Genomic DNA, 15,628 nt, shown 5'->3' on the forward strand with positions numbered 1-15,628 from the left:
CCACGGCCTCGCCGCGCGGCGAGAGCCGGTAGCCGATGTCGAGCGACTCGGTGAGCCCCAGCTCCTTGAGCTTGCGCACGTCGCGCTTGAACGACGCCGTGTCGCGGCCGAGCGCCGCGGCCAGGTCCGGGGCGCGGACCTCGGGCGAGCGGTCGATGATCGCCAGGGTCGCCCGGGTCCAGGGCCCGGTGGCCGCCGCGGCGTCGAGGCGGTCCAGGCGGGCCCGGAGCGCGTCGAGCTCGTCCGGCGTGGGCCGCTGCCGGCGCAGCGCGATCCGCGGGTCCTCGCCCGCCCACCGCAGACCCACGCGGAACACCGGGTCGTCCGGTCGCGCGGCCAACCCGCGCCGTAGGGCGTCGAGCGACGCCGCGCCGGACCGCCGGGCCTCGTCCTCGGTGATCGCCGACTCGTCGACGGGCTCGACGGAGGTGACCTCGACCAGCCCGACGGCCGTGCGCATCCGGGTGCCGACGACGACGCGCGGCCGCTCCCAGCGCCGGAACCCGAGGTCGACGGTCCCCGCCTTGATCCCCGCCAGCTCATCCGGACGGATCCTCATGGGGAGAGGCTATTGGGCTGTGCGAACCGCCAAGGGCGACCTGCCCGAGTGTGGACATTCCGCCGATGCGTCGCCCGCCCGCGCCGGGTGACCGTTCGGTGGGTCTCCCCGACGGTGAGGGGCCCGGGAAGGGCGTGGCATGGCGAACAACGCGATCCGGGACCGGTGGGCGGCGGGCGAGGCCGCGGTCGACTGCTGGATCTCCGGGTCCTCGGTGCTGTCGGCCGAGGTCATGGGCCGGTTGGGCTTCGACTCGGTGGTGATCGACATGCAGCACACGATGGCCGAGTACCGCGACGTCGTCACCGCCGTCATCGCGCTGTCGGCGTCGTCGACGGTGCCGGTCGTGCGGGTGCCCGGGCTCGACCCGATCCTGGTCGGGCGGGTGCTCGACGCGGGCGCCCGCGGCGTCATGTGCCCGATGATCAGCACCCCGGAGCAGGCCGAGCGCTTCGTCGCCGCGTGCCGGTACCCGCCGCGGGGCACCCGCTCCTACGGCCCCTACCGCGCGGCCGACGGCGTCCGGTACTTCGACGAGGCGAACGCCGACATCGTGACGTTCGCCCAGATCGAGACGCTGGAGGCGATGTCCAACCTGGACGCGATCGCCGCGACCCCCGGCCTGGACGTGCTGTTCGTCGGGCCGACCGACCTGTCCATCTCCGGCGGCGGCAAGCCGGTGATGGCCTACACCGACCCGCTGGTCGACGAGCAGCACCGGGCGATCGTCGATGCCGCGCACCGGGCCGGCAAGCGGGCCGGGATGCTCGCGCTCGCGCCGGGCGACGCCCAGATCGGCCGAGGCTGGGGCATGGACTTCCTGTCGGTGGCGATGGAGCAGCGGCTGGTCGCGGTCGGCGCCGCGCAGGCGCTGAAGGAGGGCCGGGCAGCGGCGCGCACGGCGCTGGAGCGGACGTGACGGGCCGCTACGTCGTCGGCCGGGTCGCCGACATCCCCGAGGGCGGGCGGCTGCTCGTCGAGGTCGGCGGTCGGGAGGTCGGCGTGTTCAACATCGCCGGCTCGTTCTACGGGCTCATCAACCGCTGCCCGCACAAGGGCGCGCAGATGTGCCGGGGCAACGTGGTGGCCGGGCTGAGCTCGTCGGGGCCCGGCCGGTTCGACTACGACGAGTCGACGGCGCTGCTCATGTGCCCGTGGCACGGCTGGGAGTTCGACATCCGCACCGGGCGGTCCTACGTCGACCCGCGGACCCGGCTGCGCACGTACCAGGTGGAAGTGGCCGGCGGGGACGAGGTGGACGGCCTGCCGGTGGCGGGGCGCCTGCCCGGGCCCTACGTCGCCGAGACCGTGGAGGTCGGAGTGGAGGACGACTACGTGGTGGTCGACCTCCGCCGGGCGCGGAAGGCGGCCGGATGACGACCGCGCTGCTGGAGGGCGTCACCCGGGACCAGGTCTGGCCGGGCGCGGTCATCGACTGCGACGTGCACGCGAACGTCCCGTCGCTGGAGGCGCTGTTCCCCTACATGTCGAAGCACTGGGTCGCCTGGTGCACCGAGCGCGGGTGGCGCGGCCCGGTCAGCGGGGTGAACCTCGCCTACCCGCCTGGGTCGGACCGCTCGTGCCGCCCGCAGTGGCGCCCGGCCGACCGGCCACCCGCCTCCGAGCTCGGGCTGCTGCAGCAGCACGTGCTGGACCCGTGGCGGGTCGAGAAGGCCATCCTGACCTGCTACTACGCCGTCGATTCGCTGCGCCACCCGGACTGGGCCGCGGCGCTGGCCCGCGCGGTCAACGACTGGCTCGTGGCCGAGTGGCTCGACCGCGACCCGCGGCTGGCCGGCACGCTCGTGATCCCCGCGCGCGACCCGGCGTCGATGATCGCCGAGATCGAGCGGGTCGGCGAGCACCCCGGGTTCGTGCAGGTCCTGCTGCCGGTGCGGCACGCGGCGCTGTGGGGCCAGCGCCAGTTCCACCCCGTGTTCCAGGCGATGGCCGAGCGCGGGCTGGTGGCCGGGCTGCACTTCGGCGGCGTCAGCACCGACGCGCCGTCCTCGACCGGCTACAGCTCCTACTACGTCGAGGAGTACGCCGCGGAGTGGCAGGCGTTCACCTCGCAGGTCACCAGCCTGGTGTCCGAGGGCGTGTTCCAGGCCTGCCCGCGGCTGCGGGTGTCGGTGCTGGAGGGCGGGTTCGCGTGGCTGCCGGTGTGGGGCTGGCGGATGGACAAGGAGTGGAAGGGCCTGCGCCGCGAGGTGCCCTGGCTCGACCGCCGACCGATGGAGATCATCCGCGAGCACCTGCGGTTCTCCGTGGCGCCCGCCGACCTCGGCACGCGCGAGCAGACTGCGAAGGTCCTGGAGTGGTTCGGCTCGGACGACGTGCTGATGTTCGCCACCGACTACCCGCACGGCTACGACGACGACATCGTCGACCTGCTGGCCGCGGCGCCGCCCGCCATGCGGCAGCGGATCATGGCCGACACGGCCCGGGACTGGTACCGGCTCTGACCGAACGGGGGTCGACGGGCGGGCACCCCGGACGCATCATCGGGGGTGCCGCGGGGGTCGCGGCGCAGCCAGCGACGTCCGGGGAGGTGCGCGGCGTGGGCCGTCGGAGCACGCCGGCGCGCGACACCGCGCGGGACGCGGCCTGGGACGCGCTGATGGACCGGCTCCAGCAGGTCGGCCTGCTCGACGGGCACGGCCCGATGGCCGGACGGATGCTGGCCAGGGTGTTCACCCACAGCTCCTACCGGCACATCGACCACGACGTGCTGATGGAGAGCTGGCGGCGCAACCTGTCGGTGTCGGTGGACGGCGTGCGTGCGCGGCGCGACCCGGGCCCGGACGACGACGACACCCCGTTGCGCGAGGTCGGCGAGGACCGCGCCCGCCAGGGGGTCGGCGTGGCGGAGATGCTGCAGACCTCCATGCAGCACCAGAGGATCTTCGTCGACCTGGTGCGCGAGTACGCCCCGCCCTCGCCGTACCGCGACAGCCTGCTGCTGGAGCTGTTCAGCACCAAGCAGGCGTGGTCGGCGTGGAGCATGGTGGCGCTGGCCGCCGGGCACCGCGAGGCCGAGCTGGAGATGCAGCGCCGCGCCCAGGAGGACCGCGACGGCTTCGTGCGCCGCATCATCGCCGGCTCGATCGCCGCCTCCGAGATCGGCACCGGGGCCGAGGCGTACGGCCTCGACCGCGAGCGGCACTACCGCGCCTTCCGCGCGCGCCCGGCGCCGGGCACCGACTCGGTGCGGACGATGGAGCGCTACCTGCGCGTGGCGGAGACCGGCGAGCGCCGCAACGGGATGATGGCGCTCATCGACGGCGACCTGTGCGGCTTCGTCGCGGTGCTGCCGGGCGAGCCGCCGCCGACGGCCGTCGGGGTCTCGCCGCCGGTCCCGCTGCACGGGCTGCCCGCGGTGTTCCGGCTGGCCACCCGGGCCATGGAGACGGCGCTGGCGATGGGCCGCCGCGAGGTGGTCGGCCTGGCCGACCTGGGCCTGCACCCCGCGGTGCTCGCCGACCACGACCTCGGCGAGCTGCTGCACGAGCGGTTCGTGGCACCGCTCGACCGGGAGGCGGGCGGCTCCGGCGCGGCGATCCTGGAGACCGTCGAGTGCTACCTGCGCAACGGCAACCGCATCGAGGCCACCCGCCAGCAGCTGTTCCTGCACACCAACACCGTCCGCTACCGGCTGTCCCGGTTCGAGTCGATCACCGGCTGCTCGCTGCGCGACAACGACGACCTCGTGCAGGTGTGGTGGGCGCTGGCCTGGGACCGGCTGCACCGGGCCGTCCACCGCGGCGGGGAGGGCGGGGCCTACCGCGACGCGGCGGGCTGACGCGGCGGGCCGTGCTTGTGGGGTCGCACAACCGACGCCGCCCGGACTTCGGCGCGGTCGCCGTAGTCGCCGGGTCGCGCACCGGGCAGCGTCGCGGGTGGTGGCACGGTCGCCGCCGAGGAGGGACCGCCCGATGAGGATGACCAGGGCCCACAGCGTGGAGGACCTGCGCCGCGCCGCGCGCAGGCGGATGCCGAAGGCGGTGTTCGACGTCGTCGACGGCGGCGCCGGGGACGAGCGGACGCTGCGCTGGAACCGGGAGTCCTTCGAGCGCATCCCCTTGCGGCCCCGCGCGCTGGCCGACGTCAAGCACGTGGACAGCGCCACCACGGTCCTGGGCGACCCGGTGGCGATGCCGCTGCTGCTCGCGCCGTGCAGCTTCGCGCGGATGTGCCACAGCGACGCCGAGCCGGGGATCGCCCGGGCGGCCGGCCGGGCCGGGACGGTCTACGTGGTGCCGGGCGGGGCCGGGGAGCGGCCCGAGGTCGTGATCCGCTCGGCCACCGGCCCGCTCTGGTACCAGCTCTACATGAAGCCGGACCGGGCGGCGAACGCCGAGCTGCTCGACCGGGTCGAGGGCGCCGGGTACCGCACGCTGGTCGTCACGATCGACACCGCGATCAAGCCGTACCGCGAGAAGGACCTGCGCAACGGGGTCACGCTGCCGGTCACGCCGTCGCCGCGGCTCGCGCTGGCCGGGCTCGGGCACCCGTTCTGGTCGCGCGACTTCCTGTTCGGCACCGGCGGCGCAGGCGTCGACCTGTTCGCCGCGCGCCGGGCCTACCACAACTTCACCGACGCGATCATGCACAGCAAGTCGGTGACCGCCGAGGAGATCCGCTGGCTGCGCGACCGGTGGACGGGCCCGCTGGTGGTCAAGGGCGTGCTGCGCGGCGACGAGGTCGCCGAGATGGTCGAGTTGGGCGTCGACGGGATCGTCGTGTCCAACCACGGCGGGCGCAACCTCGACGGCGCCCCGGCCACCATCGACGTCCTGGCCGAGGTCGTGGAGGCGGCGGCCGGTCGGGCCGAGGTGCTGCTCGACGGCGGCGTGCGCCGCGGCACCGACGTCGTGCGCGCGCTGGCGCTGGGCGCCCGGGCCGTGCTCGTCGGGCGGCCGTACATGTTCGGCCTGGCCGCCGGCGGCGAGGCCGGCGTCGACCGCACCCTCGAACTGCTGCACAACGAGATCATCCGGGCGATGTCGCTGGTCGGCGCCACGTCGGTCAAGGAGATCGACCGCTCGCTCGTCGGCGTCCGGGAGGAGCGGCCGTGACCATCGACGCGACCCTGCCGGCGGCCGCCGCCGCGGAGCCCCGCACGACGCTCGGCATCATCGACGCGGACGTGCACCCGTCGATGAACCCCGTGATCCCCGGGGTGCTCAAGCACCTGCCGCGGCGCTGGCGGGAGTACCTGGTGCACACCGGGCTGCGGGCCGGCGCCCCCGGCGGCGACCGGCCGCGCCACCGCGAGTTCGCCAGCCGCTGGGACGCCGTCCCGCCGGCCGGCGGCGCGCCCGGCAGCGACCCGGAGTTCGCCCGCCACCAGTTGCTCGACGCCTACGACATGAGCGCCGCCCTGCTCAACGACATCGGCGGCTTCCCGTTCAGCGGCGGGATGCGGGTGCCCGCCGAGTTCTGCGCCGCGTTCTGCACCGCGCTGAACGACCACCGCGAGGAGACGTGGTTCGCCGACGACCCGCGCTGGTACGGGGCGATCAACCTGCCCTACGAGGTCCCCGACCTGGCCGTGGCCGAGATCGTGCGGCGCAAGGAGGGCCCGCACGCCGACCGCTGGGTGCAGGTGATGCTGGCGCCGGACAACGAGCGCGGCATCGGCCACCGCAAGTACGAGCCCGTGCTGGAGGCCTGCCAGCACTACGGCCTGCCGATCGGCTTCCACGTGCTGTCCGGGCGCCGGATCACCCCGTCCGGCCCGGCCAACTTCTACTTCGAGGAGCACTGCGACTTCGCCGGGCTGAACTTCCCGGTGATCGCCAGCCTGGTCTTCGAGGGCACCTTCGACCGGTTCCCGGACCTGAAGGTCGTGATGGTCGAGCTCGGCTGGTCCTGGGTGGTCCCGCTGGCCTGGCGGATGGACCACGCCCACCGGATCATGCGCCGCGAGGTGGACCTGCAGCGGCTGCCGTCGGAGTACGTCCGCGACCACCTGTGGTTCACCACGCAGCCGATGGAGGAGCCGGAGGACCCGCGCTGGTTCGACGACGTCCTGGCGCTGTTCGAGTCCTCGGGGATGGCCGACAAGCTGATGTTCTCCTCGGACTACCCGCACTGGGACTTCGACGAGCCCGACTCGTTCCCGCTCTCGGTGCGCCGCGACGTCGAGCGGTTCGGCCGCATCCTGGGCGGCAACGCGAGCGCGCTCTACGGGCTGCCGCTGCGGCCCGGGACCGGCTACGAGGTTCGATAGGAGATCGGATGCACGAGTTGCACCAGGCCGGTGACGAGACGATCGACGACGCCGTCCGCTACGCCGACCCGATGGCCCTGCGGGGCCTGCTGTACTGGCTGACCGGCGACGAGACCGTCGCCGTTCCGGTGGAGCGCAAGCCCGTCGGCCTGGCCGAGGCGATGGCCGTGGCCGACCCGGCGGACGCGGCCGTGCTGCGCGCCAAGGCCGCCGCCTTCCTGCGCGCCCACCGCGACCGGGGCGCCGACGCCGTCGTCGGCGGACCGGCCGACCGGTTGCCCCGCAGCCTGGAGCTGACCGCCGGGGAGCCGATCGCCTCCGACGAGCTGGAGCTGTGGCTGGAGGAGCTCGCGCTCGACCCCTGGGCGCGCTCGCTCAACTGGCGGCAGGAGCCACCGCCGGAGCGGCTCGACGAGTTCTTCGTCCTGGTGGTCGGCGCCGGGCTCGGCGGGCTGAACGCGGCCGTGCAGCTCAAGCGCGCTGGCATCCCGTTCGCGGTCGTGGAGAAGAACCCCGGCGTCGGCGGCACCTGGTACGAGAACCGCTACCCCGGTGCCCGCGTCGACAGCCCGAGCCGCACCTACACCCACGTCTTCGGGGTCGACTACCTGCACCCGAACCCGTTCTGCGCGCAGGCGGACAACGAGAAGTACTTCAACTGGGTGGCCGACGCGTTCGGCGTCCGCGGCGACATCCACTTCGACACCGAGGTCGACTCGATGGTGTGGGAGGAGGACACGGCGACCTGGACCGTCACCGCGCAGGGCCCGGACGGGGAGCGGGTCTGGCGGGCCCACGCGATCATCAGTGCGGTCGGGTTCCTGGCCCGCCCGAACGTCCCCGAGCTGCCCGGCGCGGCGGCGTTCAGCGGGCCCGCGTTCCACACCGCCCGCTGGCCGCGCGACCTCGACCTGACCGGGAAGCGGGTGGCGGTGGTCGGTTCCGGCTGCACCGGCTACCAGATGGTGCCCGAGCTCGTCGACCTCGCCGAGCACGTCACGATCTTTCAGCGCACCCCGCAGTGGACGTTCGACCGGCCCGGCTACACCGAGCCCTTCCCCGAGCAGATCCTCTGGCTCGAACGCAACCTGCCCCACTACTCGAACTACCTGCGGTTCCGCACCAGCTGGCTGACCGGGCCGCACGTGCAGAGCACCGCGTTCTCGATCGACCCCGACTGGGACGACCCGGACACGCTGAGCCCGCTGAACAAGCGGATCCGCGACGGGCGGATCGCGTTCCTGCGCGACAAGCTCGGCGGGCACCCCGAGCTGCTGGCGAAGATGGTGCCGCCGCACCCGCCGATGTCCGCGCGCCCGGTGGCCGTCGACGCGCGCAACAGCGTCCTCGACGCCCTGCTGCGCGACGACGTCTCGCTGGTCACCGAGGGCATCGGCCGGGTCACCGAGCACGGGATCGAGACCGTCGACGGGCGGGAGCACCGGTTCGACGTGCTCGTCTACGCCACCGGCTTCAAGGCCAACGACTTCCTGTGGCCGATGGAGGTCAAGGGCCGCGGCGGCACGAGCCTGGCGGACCTCTGGTCGCGCGACGGCGCCCGCGCCTGGGTCGGCACGATGCTGCCCGGCTTCCCGAACTTCTTCATGCTCTACGGGCCCAACACCAACCCGTTCAGCCTCGGCGTCGTCACCTTCTCCGAGCTGATGACCCGGTTCGCCCTGGAACGCGTGGAAGAGCTGCTGCTGACCGGCAAGCGCTCGGTCGAGGTGACGACCGAGGCGTACCGGCGCCACAACGACGAACTGGACGCCCGCGAGCGGCTGCGGGCCTGGAGCGACCCGCGGGCGCGCAACTACTACCGCAACGAGCACGGCCGCTCCGCCGCGAACTGCCCGTTCGAGGGCACCGAGGTGTGGCGGTGGCTGCGCCACCCGGACCCCGACGACTTCGTGCTGCGCTGACCCTCAGGCGATGCCGGAGACGTCCGCGCGGAACTGCATCGCCCGGTACGGCCAGTTGGTCGCGGTGTTCCACTGGCTGACCACCAGGTGCAGCTCGCGCAGGGTCGAGCCGGGCAGCACGTAGCCGCCGTAGAGCTGCGCGACCCGCCCGCCGGCGTGGTCCTCGTCGTCCCAGGCGCAGCCGCGCAGCACGGTCGCCACCGGCGCGGCGCGCAGGTCGGCGGTCGGTGCGTCCAGCACGCGGACGTCGATGCGGTAGTGGGCCTCGTCGAACCCCGCCAGCACCCAGCGGTCGTCGACGCGGCGCAGCGACAGCTCGCCGAACCGGCCGTCGAGCACGGGTGCGGGCGGGTTGCCCCAGGCCCACCGGCCGGCGGCCGGGCCCCAGCTCTGCCAGGCCGCGGGGTCGGTCAACGCGGTCTCGGGCACCCGGTGCAGCAGCAGGCCGTGCGCCCGCTGGAAGCCGGTGGTGAGCGCGTAGACCCAGCCGTCGGTGCCGCGTTCCCAGGTCAGCATCTGGAACAGGCCGCCGTGCAGGTCGGCGGGGAAGCGGGTCCCGGTGGGCCGCCAGGTGCGCCCGCCGTCGCGGGAGCGGTGCAGCTCGGTCCAGCGGACGTTGCCCAGCTCGCGGCAGACCATGGTGTGCAGGTACAGGCTGTCGCCGATGGCGATGACGTCGGTCGGCAGGACGGTCGTCACCCGGCGCACCCGCCGGCCCCAGCGGCGCCAGCCGTGGTGGGTGTACCGGACGACCTGGTGGGCGTAGGCGCCGCGGCCGGCCGAGCCGGTCCAGCGCAGGCCGGTGGGCACGCTGGCCGGATCGGCGAACAGCGCGACCGGCGAGCGCCAGCCGGGCCCGCCCACGGTCGCCCGCCGGAAGGTGTCCCCGAACACCGAGACCAGGTGGCCCTGCGGGGCGGTCGTCGTAGTGCCCAGGTCGGTGCCGCCGATGCCGAAGCGGTCGGTGAGACCGGGGCCGGTGAGGTCGACGACCTTGGTGCCGAGCCGCATCGCTCCTCCTCGCCGAGATGACCGGCCCACGTATAGCCGATCCGACCCGCCGGACGCGCCGCGCGAAGATTCTCCGACGACGATGTCGAAGCCGCGCCCGGCCGTTCGACGCCCTGGCGAGCGCGGGTCGGGACCGGTCGGCACGAGCGGGGCCCGGGCGGAGGAAGGCAGGCACGACGATGCGGTTCATGGTGATGATGAAGGCGACGGCGGACTCCGAGGCCGGGGTGCCCCCGAAGGCCGAGGACATGGCGGCGGCGATCGCCTTCCACGAGGAGCTGGTCAAGGCCGGCATCCTGCTCGCGGCCGACGGTCTCAAGCCGAGCTCCGCCGGCGCCCGGATCCGGTTCACCGGCAACGAGCGCACGGTGATCGACGGACCGTTCGCCGAGACCAAGGAGCTGGTGGCCGGCTACTGGATCATCGAGGTGGCGTCGAAGGAGGAGGCCGTCGAGTGGTTCAAGCGCTGCCCCAACACCATGGGGGAGGGCTTCGAGCTGGAGATCCGGCCGTTCCTGGAGCCCGCGGACGTCGGTGAGGCGCTGACCGCCGAGCAGCGCGAGCGGATCACCGACATGGAGGCCACCGCGGCCGAGCGGCACGGCTAGCTGCGCGGTTGCGCGGCTCGGCGGCGGTGCGGTTACCTCCGCGGGTGACCAGCACCGCCGCCCACCGCGCCGTCGAGGCGGTCTGGCGGATCGAGGCGGCCCGCCTGATCGCCGGGCTGGCCCGCCTCGTCAACGACGTCGGCCGGGCCGAGGACCTCGCCCAGGAGGCGCTGGTCGCGGCCCTCGAGCAGTGGCCGGCGTCCGGGATCCCCGACAACCCGGGCGCCTGGCTGATGACCGTGGCCAAGCGCCGGGCGATCGACGAGATCCGCCGCGAGGTCACGCTGGCCGGGAAGGTCGAGCTGCTCGGCCGGGAGCTGCCGCGGCCCGACGGGCCGGAGCTGCCCGAGCCGGTCGAGGACGACGTGCTGCGGCTGATGTTCACCGCGTGCCACCCGGTGCTCACCCCGGAGGCGCAGGCCGCGCTGACGCTGAAGATGCTGGCCGGCCTCACCACCGAGGAGATCGCCCGCGCGTTCCTCGTCCCCACGACGACCATGGCCCAGCGCATCGTCCGGGCCAAGCGCAGCTTGGCCGAGGCCCGGGTGGGCTTCTCCGCGCCCGGCGCCGACGAGCTGGCGCCCCGGCTGGCCTCCGTGCTGGCCGTCGTCTACCTCGTGTTCAACGAGGGCTACGCGGCCACCGCGGGCGAGGACCACCTGCGCCCGGCGCTGTGCGAGGAGGCGATGCGCCTTGGCCGGGTCCTGGCCGCCCTCGTGCCCACCGAGCCCGAGGTGCACGCCCTGCTGGCGCTGATGGAGCTGCAGGCCTCCCGGCTGCGGGCCCGCACCGGCCCCGACGGCGCGATCGTCACCCTCCTCGACCAGGACCGCGGCCGCTGGGACCAGCTGCTCATCCACCGCGGCCTGACCGGCCTGGCCCGCGCCGAGCAGCTGGGCGGCGCCATCGGCCCGTACGCGCTGCAGGCCGCGATCGCCGCCGTCCACGCCCGCGCCCGCACCGCCGACCAGACCGACTGGCCCCGCATCGCCGCCCTCTACGCCGTCCTGGCCCGGGTGGTGCCCTCGCCGGTCGTCGAGCTGAACCGCGCGGTCGCCGTCGGGATGGCCGACGGCCCGGCCGTCGCCCTCGACCTCGTCGACGGCCTGGGCGACCGGCTGCGCGACTACCACCTGCTGCCCAGCGTCCGCGGCGACCTGCTGGCCAAGCTGGGCCGCCCGGTCGAGGCCAGGGCCGAGTTCGAGAGGGCCGCCGGGCTCACCCTCAACGAACGCGAGCGCGACCTGCTGCTCGCCCGCGCCCAGGAGTGCGGGTGAGCGGCTGGTCCGCCGAGGACCTGCGCCTGATCGACGCGGCCCGGGAACTGGAGATCGCCGTCGAGCGCCCCGACGGCCGTCCCGGCAGGTGGCTGCCGATCTGGGTCGTGCGCGCCGACGACCAGGTGTACGTGCGGACCTGGTACCGCCGCGACACCGGCTGGTACGGCCGCGCCCTGCGCTCCCGCCGGGCCCGCATCCGCGTCCCGGGCCGGGAAGCCGACGTCACCGTCGAGGACGTCGGCGCCGCGTCGACCCGGCTCGGCGCCGCGGTCGACGACGCCTACCGCGCCAAGTACGGGAGCGGGGCGGACTCCATGGTCACCGACACCGCCGTCGCGACCACCCTGCGCCTCACCCCCGAGTAGCCACCCCGCCGCGCTCGGGGCGATCAGCGCCGAGTTGGACGAGAGCCGCTCTCGTGCAGCGGGGTTGGACGAGAGCCGCGCTCGTGCGGCCGGGTTGGACGAGAGTCGCGCTCGCCCGGTGCGACGCAGCGAGGGAGGGTGGCCTCGCAAGGCTGGTGTGGTCTCGCAGCGCTGACGGGGGACGTCGCAGCGCTGGCTGGGTCGTCGCAGCGCGCCGGCGGGCTGCGCGCCCACACCTGGTGCTGCGAGGACGCCAGTCGGCCCGGTCGCGCAGCGCTGACGGGGACATCGCAGCCGCTGGTCAGTCGTCGCAGGGCTGGCGGGGGACGTCGCAGGCCCGGTGGGCGCGCAGCGCTCACATCTCGCCGGAGCACGACCCCCCTGCTTGAGCTGAGGTCCCCGCTGGAAGCGCCGCCGGAGGCGCAGTAAACCGAAGCGTCACTGGGCGAGGTGACCAGCCGGCGTAACGGCGCCTTCGGCCCAGTCACGCCTGGGCGAAGGGCGATGTCCGAGCGGGTGGGCCAGTCGCCTCCGGCGGCACCTCCGCGGCGGGCGACCTCTGATCAAGCAGGGTCCCGGAGTGGGTGTGGGCGCGCTACGCGCGCCCCAGGGTTCGCGCCTACGGCGCTCACCGCAAGAGCCCCGCGCCGGCACGAGACGAGCGCCCCGCCGCCCCCGTCGAGAACGACGTTGTCGTGATCCACAGGCCCTGTTGATCACGACAACGTCGTTCTCGACGGGGCGACCAAGCCGGGACGGCCCCCTCACCTGCAGCTCAGCCCTTGACGTAGGCGAGCTTCTCGGCGACGAGGCCGTCGTGCACGGTGAACACGTCGATGCCGCGCACGTGCCCGTCCGACCAGCGGTAGCGCCACCGCACGACCACGCGGTCGCCGCAGGCGAAGCGTTCCTCGGTCTCGAACACCCCCTCGGGCGAGGCGGTGAACAGGGCGGTCCAGGCCGCCCGGACCGCGTCGGCCCCGACGTGCCGGGTCCCGTCCGGTGGGGTGGTGTCCTCGAAGACGCAGTCCGGCGTCATCGCGGTCATCACGGCCGCCACGTCCTGCGCGGCGAAGGCCTGGTTGAACCGGGTGACGGCCTCGTCGGCCGCGGTCGTGCTCGCGGTGGTCATGCGGTCCTCCCGAAGCGGGCCAGCAGGTGGTGCTGGGGGGTGTCGGCGGCCGGGACGGCGCGCGGCCCGATCAGGCCGGCCGCGCGGTAGGCGGGTTCCGCGTCGGCGAACCAGGCGAGCACCGCGTCCACGGCGTCGGGGTCGAGGCGCTCGTCGGTGCCCAGCGCGCGGGCCAGGTCCCAGGTGTGCACGAGGTGGTCGGCGGCCAGCTGCATGACGTACTCGGGCGCCTGGGCGTCGCCGTAGGACAGGTGCACGATCCGCTCCAGCGCGCCCTGCGCCGTCACGGCGGCGAGCGCGGCGGCGGCCGCGGCCTCGGCGGCGGTCGTTCCGGCTCCGAGGAGGTCGCCGTCGAGCGCGCTGCCGACCTCGGCGATCGTGGCCCCGGCGAGCAGCGGTGGCGTCCAGCGCTCCTCGGCGACGACGTGGTGCACCAGGTCGCGGACGTCCCAGCCGGGAAGCGGGGTGCGGTCCGACCACCGTCCGGCGATCTCGCCCACCCGGGCCGCGAACCCCGCGCTGCACCGCTCGTACAGCGCTGCCACCGAGGTGGTGGCGGTGGTCATGACGTCTCGCCCCGGGCGTAGTTCGACGCGCCCCACCAGTCGACGACCACGACCGGCTCGGCCCCGACGACCCAGGCGTCGTGGCCCGACGGCAGCGCGGTGACCTGGCCGGGGGTGGCGTCGAACTCCGTCCCGTCGGCCGTGCGCACCCGCAGGGTGCCGGCGACGTGGTACTGGAAGTGCGGTGCCTCGCACAGCTCGGTCCCGGCCAGCGGCTTGACGTCGGCCGACCACCGCCACCCCGGTTCCAGGGTCAGCCTGCCGATGTCGGCGCCACCGATGCGCAGGATGTCGGCCCGTCCGTGCGGGAACGTCCGGGTCTCGGTCGGCGTCGCGAAGTCCTGCTGTTCGTACATCACGTCCTCCTCTGGTCGGGTCCGGTGGACGGCGAGGACGGTACGAACGAGACCTTGCGGTTGGTTGGCGGTCGAGGACGATGTCCGGATGGGCGTGTGCCTGCGGCTGCTAGGTCGCTTCGAGGTGCGGCGGGACGGAGCAGTGGTGCCGCCGGCGGCGTTCGGTGGTCGCAAGGTGCGCACGCTGTTGCGGGTGCTGGCCGTTCGGCAACCGGACCTCGTCCCGCACGACGTCCTCGCCGAGGCGCTGTGGCCCGACCGGATGCCGGTCGACCTCGCCACGAACCTGTCCGTGCTGGTCAACCGGGCGCGGCGGGCGGCGGGCAGCCCGGACGTGATCGTCACGGGCAGCCGGGGGTACGCGCTCGGCGCGTGCTCGACCGACATCGCCGACCTGCTCGCCGCGGTGGCGGACGCCCGGGCGGCCGGCGAGGAGCACGCCGCGGTGGCGCGGGCCTGCGCGTCCGGGCTCGCGCTCTGGGCCGAACCGCTGCCCGAGGACACCTACGCCGAGTGGGCGCACGGGCCGCGGGAGCGGTTGCGACGCGCCCACATCGAGCTGTGCGTGCGGGCCGCGCGGGCCGCACTGGGGCTCGGCGACCCCCGGGCCGCCGTGGCGTGCGCGGGCGACGCCGTGGAGGCCGAGCCGCTCGACGAGTCGGCCGCGCTCGTCCTGGCCGAGGCGCTGGCCGCGGCCGGGGACCCGGCCGGGGCGCTGGCCCGCCTGCACGAGCTGCGCGGCCGCCTCAACGACGAGCTCGGGATCGACCCGTCCCCGCAGGTCCAACGGCTGCAGATGGCGCTGCTGCGCGGCGGGGCCGAACCCCGGCCGGCCGCGGCGCACGCCGGCCCGCTCGCGTTCGTCGGGCGCGACGACGAGCTGGCCGCGCTCCGCGAGACCACCGGCGCGGGCGGCGTCGCCGTCGTGGTTGGCCCGGCCGGCTGCGGGAAGTCCCGGCTGCTCGCCGAGCTGGCGGGCACCTGGCCGCGGGTGGTGATCACGGCCAGGGCGTTCCTGCCCGAGCGGGCCGAGGCGTGGAGCCTGGCCCGGTCGCTGTTGCGCGAGGCGCTCGCGGTGGACGCCGCCGTCGTCGACCTCCTGCCGGCCCGCAGCCGCGACGCCCTCGCCGTCCTGCTGCCCGAGCTCGGTGGCGATCCCGCACCGGGCGGGGAGTCCCTGCGCGCCCTGCTCCTGGCCGGTGGGGTGCGGCTGCTCGAAGCCGCCGCCCGCGACGGCGCCCTGCTCGTCGTCGACGACCTGCAGTGGGCCGATCCCAGCAGCGTGACCCTGATCGGCTCGGCGCTCGCCCGCGTTCCGGCGCTCACCGCCGTGCTCGCCCACCGACCCGAGCTGCCGCCCACCGTGCGGGCGTCGCTGGTCGCGGACCGGCAGATCACGCTCGGGCCGCTGCCGGCCGCCGCGGTCACGGCCCTGGTCGGTGACCCGGCGTTGGCCGGGGAGATCCTGGAGGCGACCGACGGCACACCGTTCGCGGTGGCCGAGGTGCTGCACGGGCTCGCCGGGCGCCCGGCGCCGGACCCGGGCGCGGCGACGGCGGCGCTGGTCGCCGAGCTCGGCCGGGCCGGGCAGCGG

At 74.6% G+C, this 15,628-nt stretch carries 16 protein-coding genes; 11 read left to right on the plus strand and 5 right to left on the minus strand.

The genetic code is table 11. From position 1 onward, the window contains the following. On the minus strand, positions 1-559 hold a 559-nt coding region (locus KIK08_RS30985; protein ID WP_214406857.1), incomplete at its 3' end, for an ASCH domain-containing protein. 139 nt (positions 560-698) lie between these two features. Between KIK08_RS30985 and KIK08_RS30990 the strand changes: the two genes are divergently transcribed. The 7 genes from KIK08_RS30990 (at position 699) to KIK08_RS31020 (ending at position 8,716) form a co-directional block, all read left to right on the plus strand. After that, the gene (locus KIK08_RS30990; protein ID WP_214406858.1) at positions 699-1,478 is read left to right on the plus strand and encodes an HpcH/HpaI aldolase family protein; all 780 of its coding nucleotides are present in this window, start codon (positions 699-701) and stop codon (positions 1,476-1,478) included. Beyond that, the gene (locus KIK08_RS30995) at positions 1,475-1,936 is read left to right on the plus strand and encodes a Rieske (2Fe-2S) protein (protein WP_214406859.1); all 462 of its coding nucleotides are present in this window, start codon (positions 1,475-1,477) and stop codon (positions 1,934-1,936) included. The genes KIK08_RS30990 and KIK08_RS30995 overlap by 4 nt, the downstream gene beginning before the upstream one ends. Further along, positions 1,933-3,024, plus strand: a complete 1,092-nt coding sequence (locus KIK08_RS31000; RefSeq protein WP_214406860.1) for an amidohydrolase family protein — start codon at positions 1,933-1,935, stop codon at positions 3,022-3,024. Before KIK08_RS30995 ends, KIK08_RS31000 begins: the two co-directional genes overlap by 4 nt. 95 nt (positions 3,025-3,119) lie before the next feature. Beyond that, positions 3,120-4,361 (plus strand): PucR family transcriptional regulator, encoded by a 1,242-nt coding sequence (locus KIK08_RS42010; RefSeq protein ID WP_214406861.1) that lies wholly within the window; start codon positions 3,120-3,122, stop codon positions 4,359-4,361. 133 nt (positions 4,362-4,494) lie between these two features. Continuing rightward, positions 4,495-5,637 (plus strand): alpha-hydroxy acid oxidase, encoded by a 1,143-nt coding sequence (locus KIK08_RS31010; RefSeq protein ID WP_214406862.1) that lies wholly within the window; start codon positions 4,495-4,497, stop codon positions 5,635-5,637. After that, positions 5,634-6,794, plus strand: a complete 1,161-nt coding sequence (locus KIK08_RS31015) for an amidohydrolase family protein (protein WP_214406863.1) — start codon at positions 5,634-5,636, stop codon at positions 6,792-6,794. The genes KIK08_RS31010 and KIK08_RS31015 overlap by 4 nt, the downstream gene beginning before the upstream one ends. Positions 6,795-6,802: 8 nt before the next feature. Further along, positions 6,803-8,716, plus strand: coding sequence for a flavin-containing monooxygenase (locus KIK08_RS31020; RefSeq protein ID WP_214406864.1), 1,914 nt, complete (start codon positions 6,803-6,805; stop codon positions 8,714-8,716). Between the two features lie 3 nt (positions 8,717-8,719). On the opposite strand, the gene KIK08_RS31025 is transcribed toward KIK08_RS31020, so the two are convergent. Beyond that, a complete protein-coding gene (locus tag KIK08_RS31025; RefSeq protein WP_214406865.1) occupies positions 8,720-9,727 on the minus strand; it encodes a glycoside hydrolase family 183 protein in 1,008 nt (335 codons plus the stop codon). Positions 9,728-9,915: 188 nt separating this feature from the next. Here KIK08_RS31025 and KIK08_RS31030 point away from each other — a divergent pair, with 188 nt between their 5' ends. Genes KIK08_RS31030 through KIK08_RS31040 form a run of 3 tightly spaced genes read left to right on the plus strand, consistent with a single transcriptional unit; the run spans position 9,916 to position 11,980 of the window. Next, positions 9,916-10,335 (plus strand): YciI family protein, encoded by a 420-nt coding sequence (locus tag KIK08_RS31030; RefSeq protein WP_308258007.1) that lies wholly within the window; start codon positions 9,916-9,918, stop codon positions 10,333-10,335. 44 nt (positions 10,336-10,379) lie between these two features. Continuing rightward, positions 10,380-11,612, plus strand: coding sequence for an RNA polymerase sigma factor (locus tag KIK08_RS31035; RefSeq protein WP_214406867.1), 1,233 nt, complete (start codon positions 10,380-10,382; stop codon positions 11,610-11,612). Further along, on the plus strand, positions 11,609-11,980 hold the full coding sequence (locus tag KIK08_RS31040) for a DUF2255 family protein (RefSeq protein WP_214406868.1): 372 nt from the start codon (positions 11,609-11,611) through the stop codon (positions 11,978-11,980). The genes KIK08_RS31035 and KIK08_RS31040 overlap by 4 nt, the downstream gene beginning before the upstream one ends. Positions 11,981-12,755: 775 nt before the next feature. Here the strand turns inward: KIK08_RS31040 and KIK08_RS31045 are convergent. From KIK08_RS31045 to KIK08_RS31055, 3 genes are read right to left on the minus strand one after another with little or no spacing between them, the layout of a single operon-like run. Continuing rightward, a complete protein-coding gene (locus KIK08_RS31045) occupies positions 12,756-13,112 on the minus strand; it encodes a nuclear transport factor 2 family protein (RefSeq protein WP_214406869.1) in 357 nt (118 codons plus the stop codon). Then, a complete protein-coding gene (locus tag KIK08_RS31050) occupies positions 13,109-13,678 on the minus strand; it encodes a TIGR03086 family metal-binding protein (RefSeq protein WP_214406870.1) in 570 nt (189 codons plus the stop codon). The genes KIK08_RS31045 and KIK08_RS31050 overlap by 4 nt, the downstream gene beginning before the upstream one ends. Next, positions 13,675-14,034, minus strand: coding sequence for a cupin domain-containing protein (locus tag KIK08_RS31055; protein WP_250558176.1), 360 nt, complete (start codon positions 14,032-14,034; stop codon positions 13,675-13,677). The genes KIK08_RS31050 and KIK08_RS31055 overlap by 4 nt, the downstream gene beginning before the upstream one ends. A gap of 175 nt (positions 14,035-14,209) precedes the next feature. On the opposite strand from KIK08_RS31055, the gene KIK08_RS31060 reads away from it, so the two are divergent. Then, the coding region (locus KIK08_RS31060; RefSeq protein ID WP_214406872.1) for an ATP-binding protein at positions 14,210-15,628 on the plus strand (1,419 nt) is incomplete at its 3' end.

It is taken from the genome of Pseudonocardia lacus, assembly GCF_018531445.1.
GTDB classification, from domain to species: domain Bacteria; phylum Actinomycetota; class Actinomycetes; order Mycobacteriales; family Pseudonocardiaceae; genus Pseudonocardia; species Pseudonocardia lacus.

Coding starts and splice junctions, on each gene's coding strand:
- KIK08_RS31045 (WP_214406869.1), bottom strand. CDS start 13,112: ATGACCACCGCGAGCACGACCGCGGCCGACGAGGCCGTCACCCGGTTC.
- KIK08_RS31050 (WP_214406870.1), bottom strand. CDS start 13,678: ATGACCACCGCCACCACCTCGGTGGCAGCGCTGTACGAGCGGTGCAGC.
- KIK08_RS31020 (WP_214406864.1), top strand. CDS start 6,803: ATGCACGAGTTGCACCAGGCCGGTGACGAGACGATCGACGACGCCGTC.
- KIK08_RS31000 (WP_214406860.1), top strand. CDS start 1,933: ATGACGACCGCGCTGCTGGAGGGCGTCACCCGGGACCAGGTCTGGCCG.
- KIK08_RS31030 (WP_308258007.1), top strand. CDS start 9,916: ATGGTGATGATGAAGGCGACGGCGGACTCCGAGGCCGGGGTGCCCCCG.
- KIK08_RS31025 (WP_214406865.1), bottom strand. CDS start 9,727: ATGCGGCTCGGCACCAAGGTCGTCGACCTCACCGGCCCCGGTCTCACC.
- KIK08_RS30990 (WP_214406858.1), top strand. CDS start 699: ATGGCGAACAACGCGATCCGGGACCGGTGGGCGGCGGGCGAGGCCGCG.
- KIK08_RS31055 (WP_250558176.1), bottom strand. CDS start 14,034: ATGTACGAACAGCAGGACTTCGCGACGCCGACCGAGACCCGGACGTTC.
- KIK08_RS31010 (WP_214406862.1), top strand. CDS start 4,495: ATGAGGATGACCAGGGCCCACAGCGTGGAGGACCTGCGCCGCGCCGCG.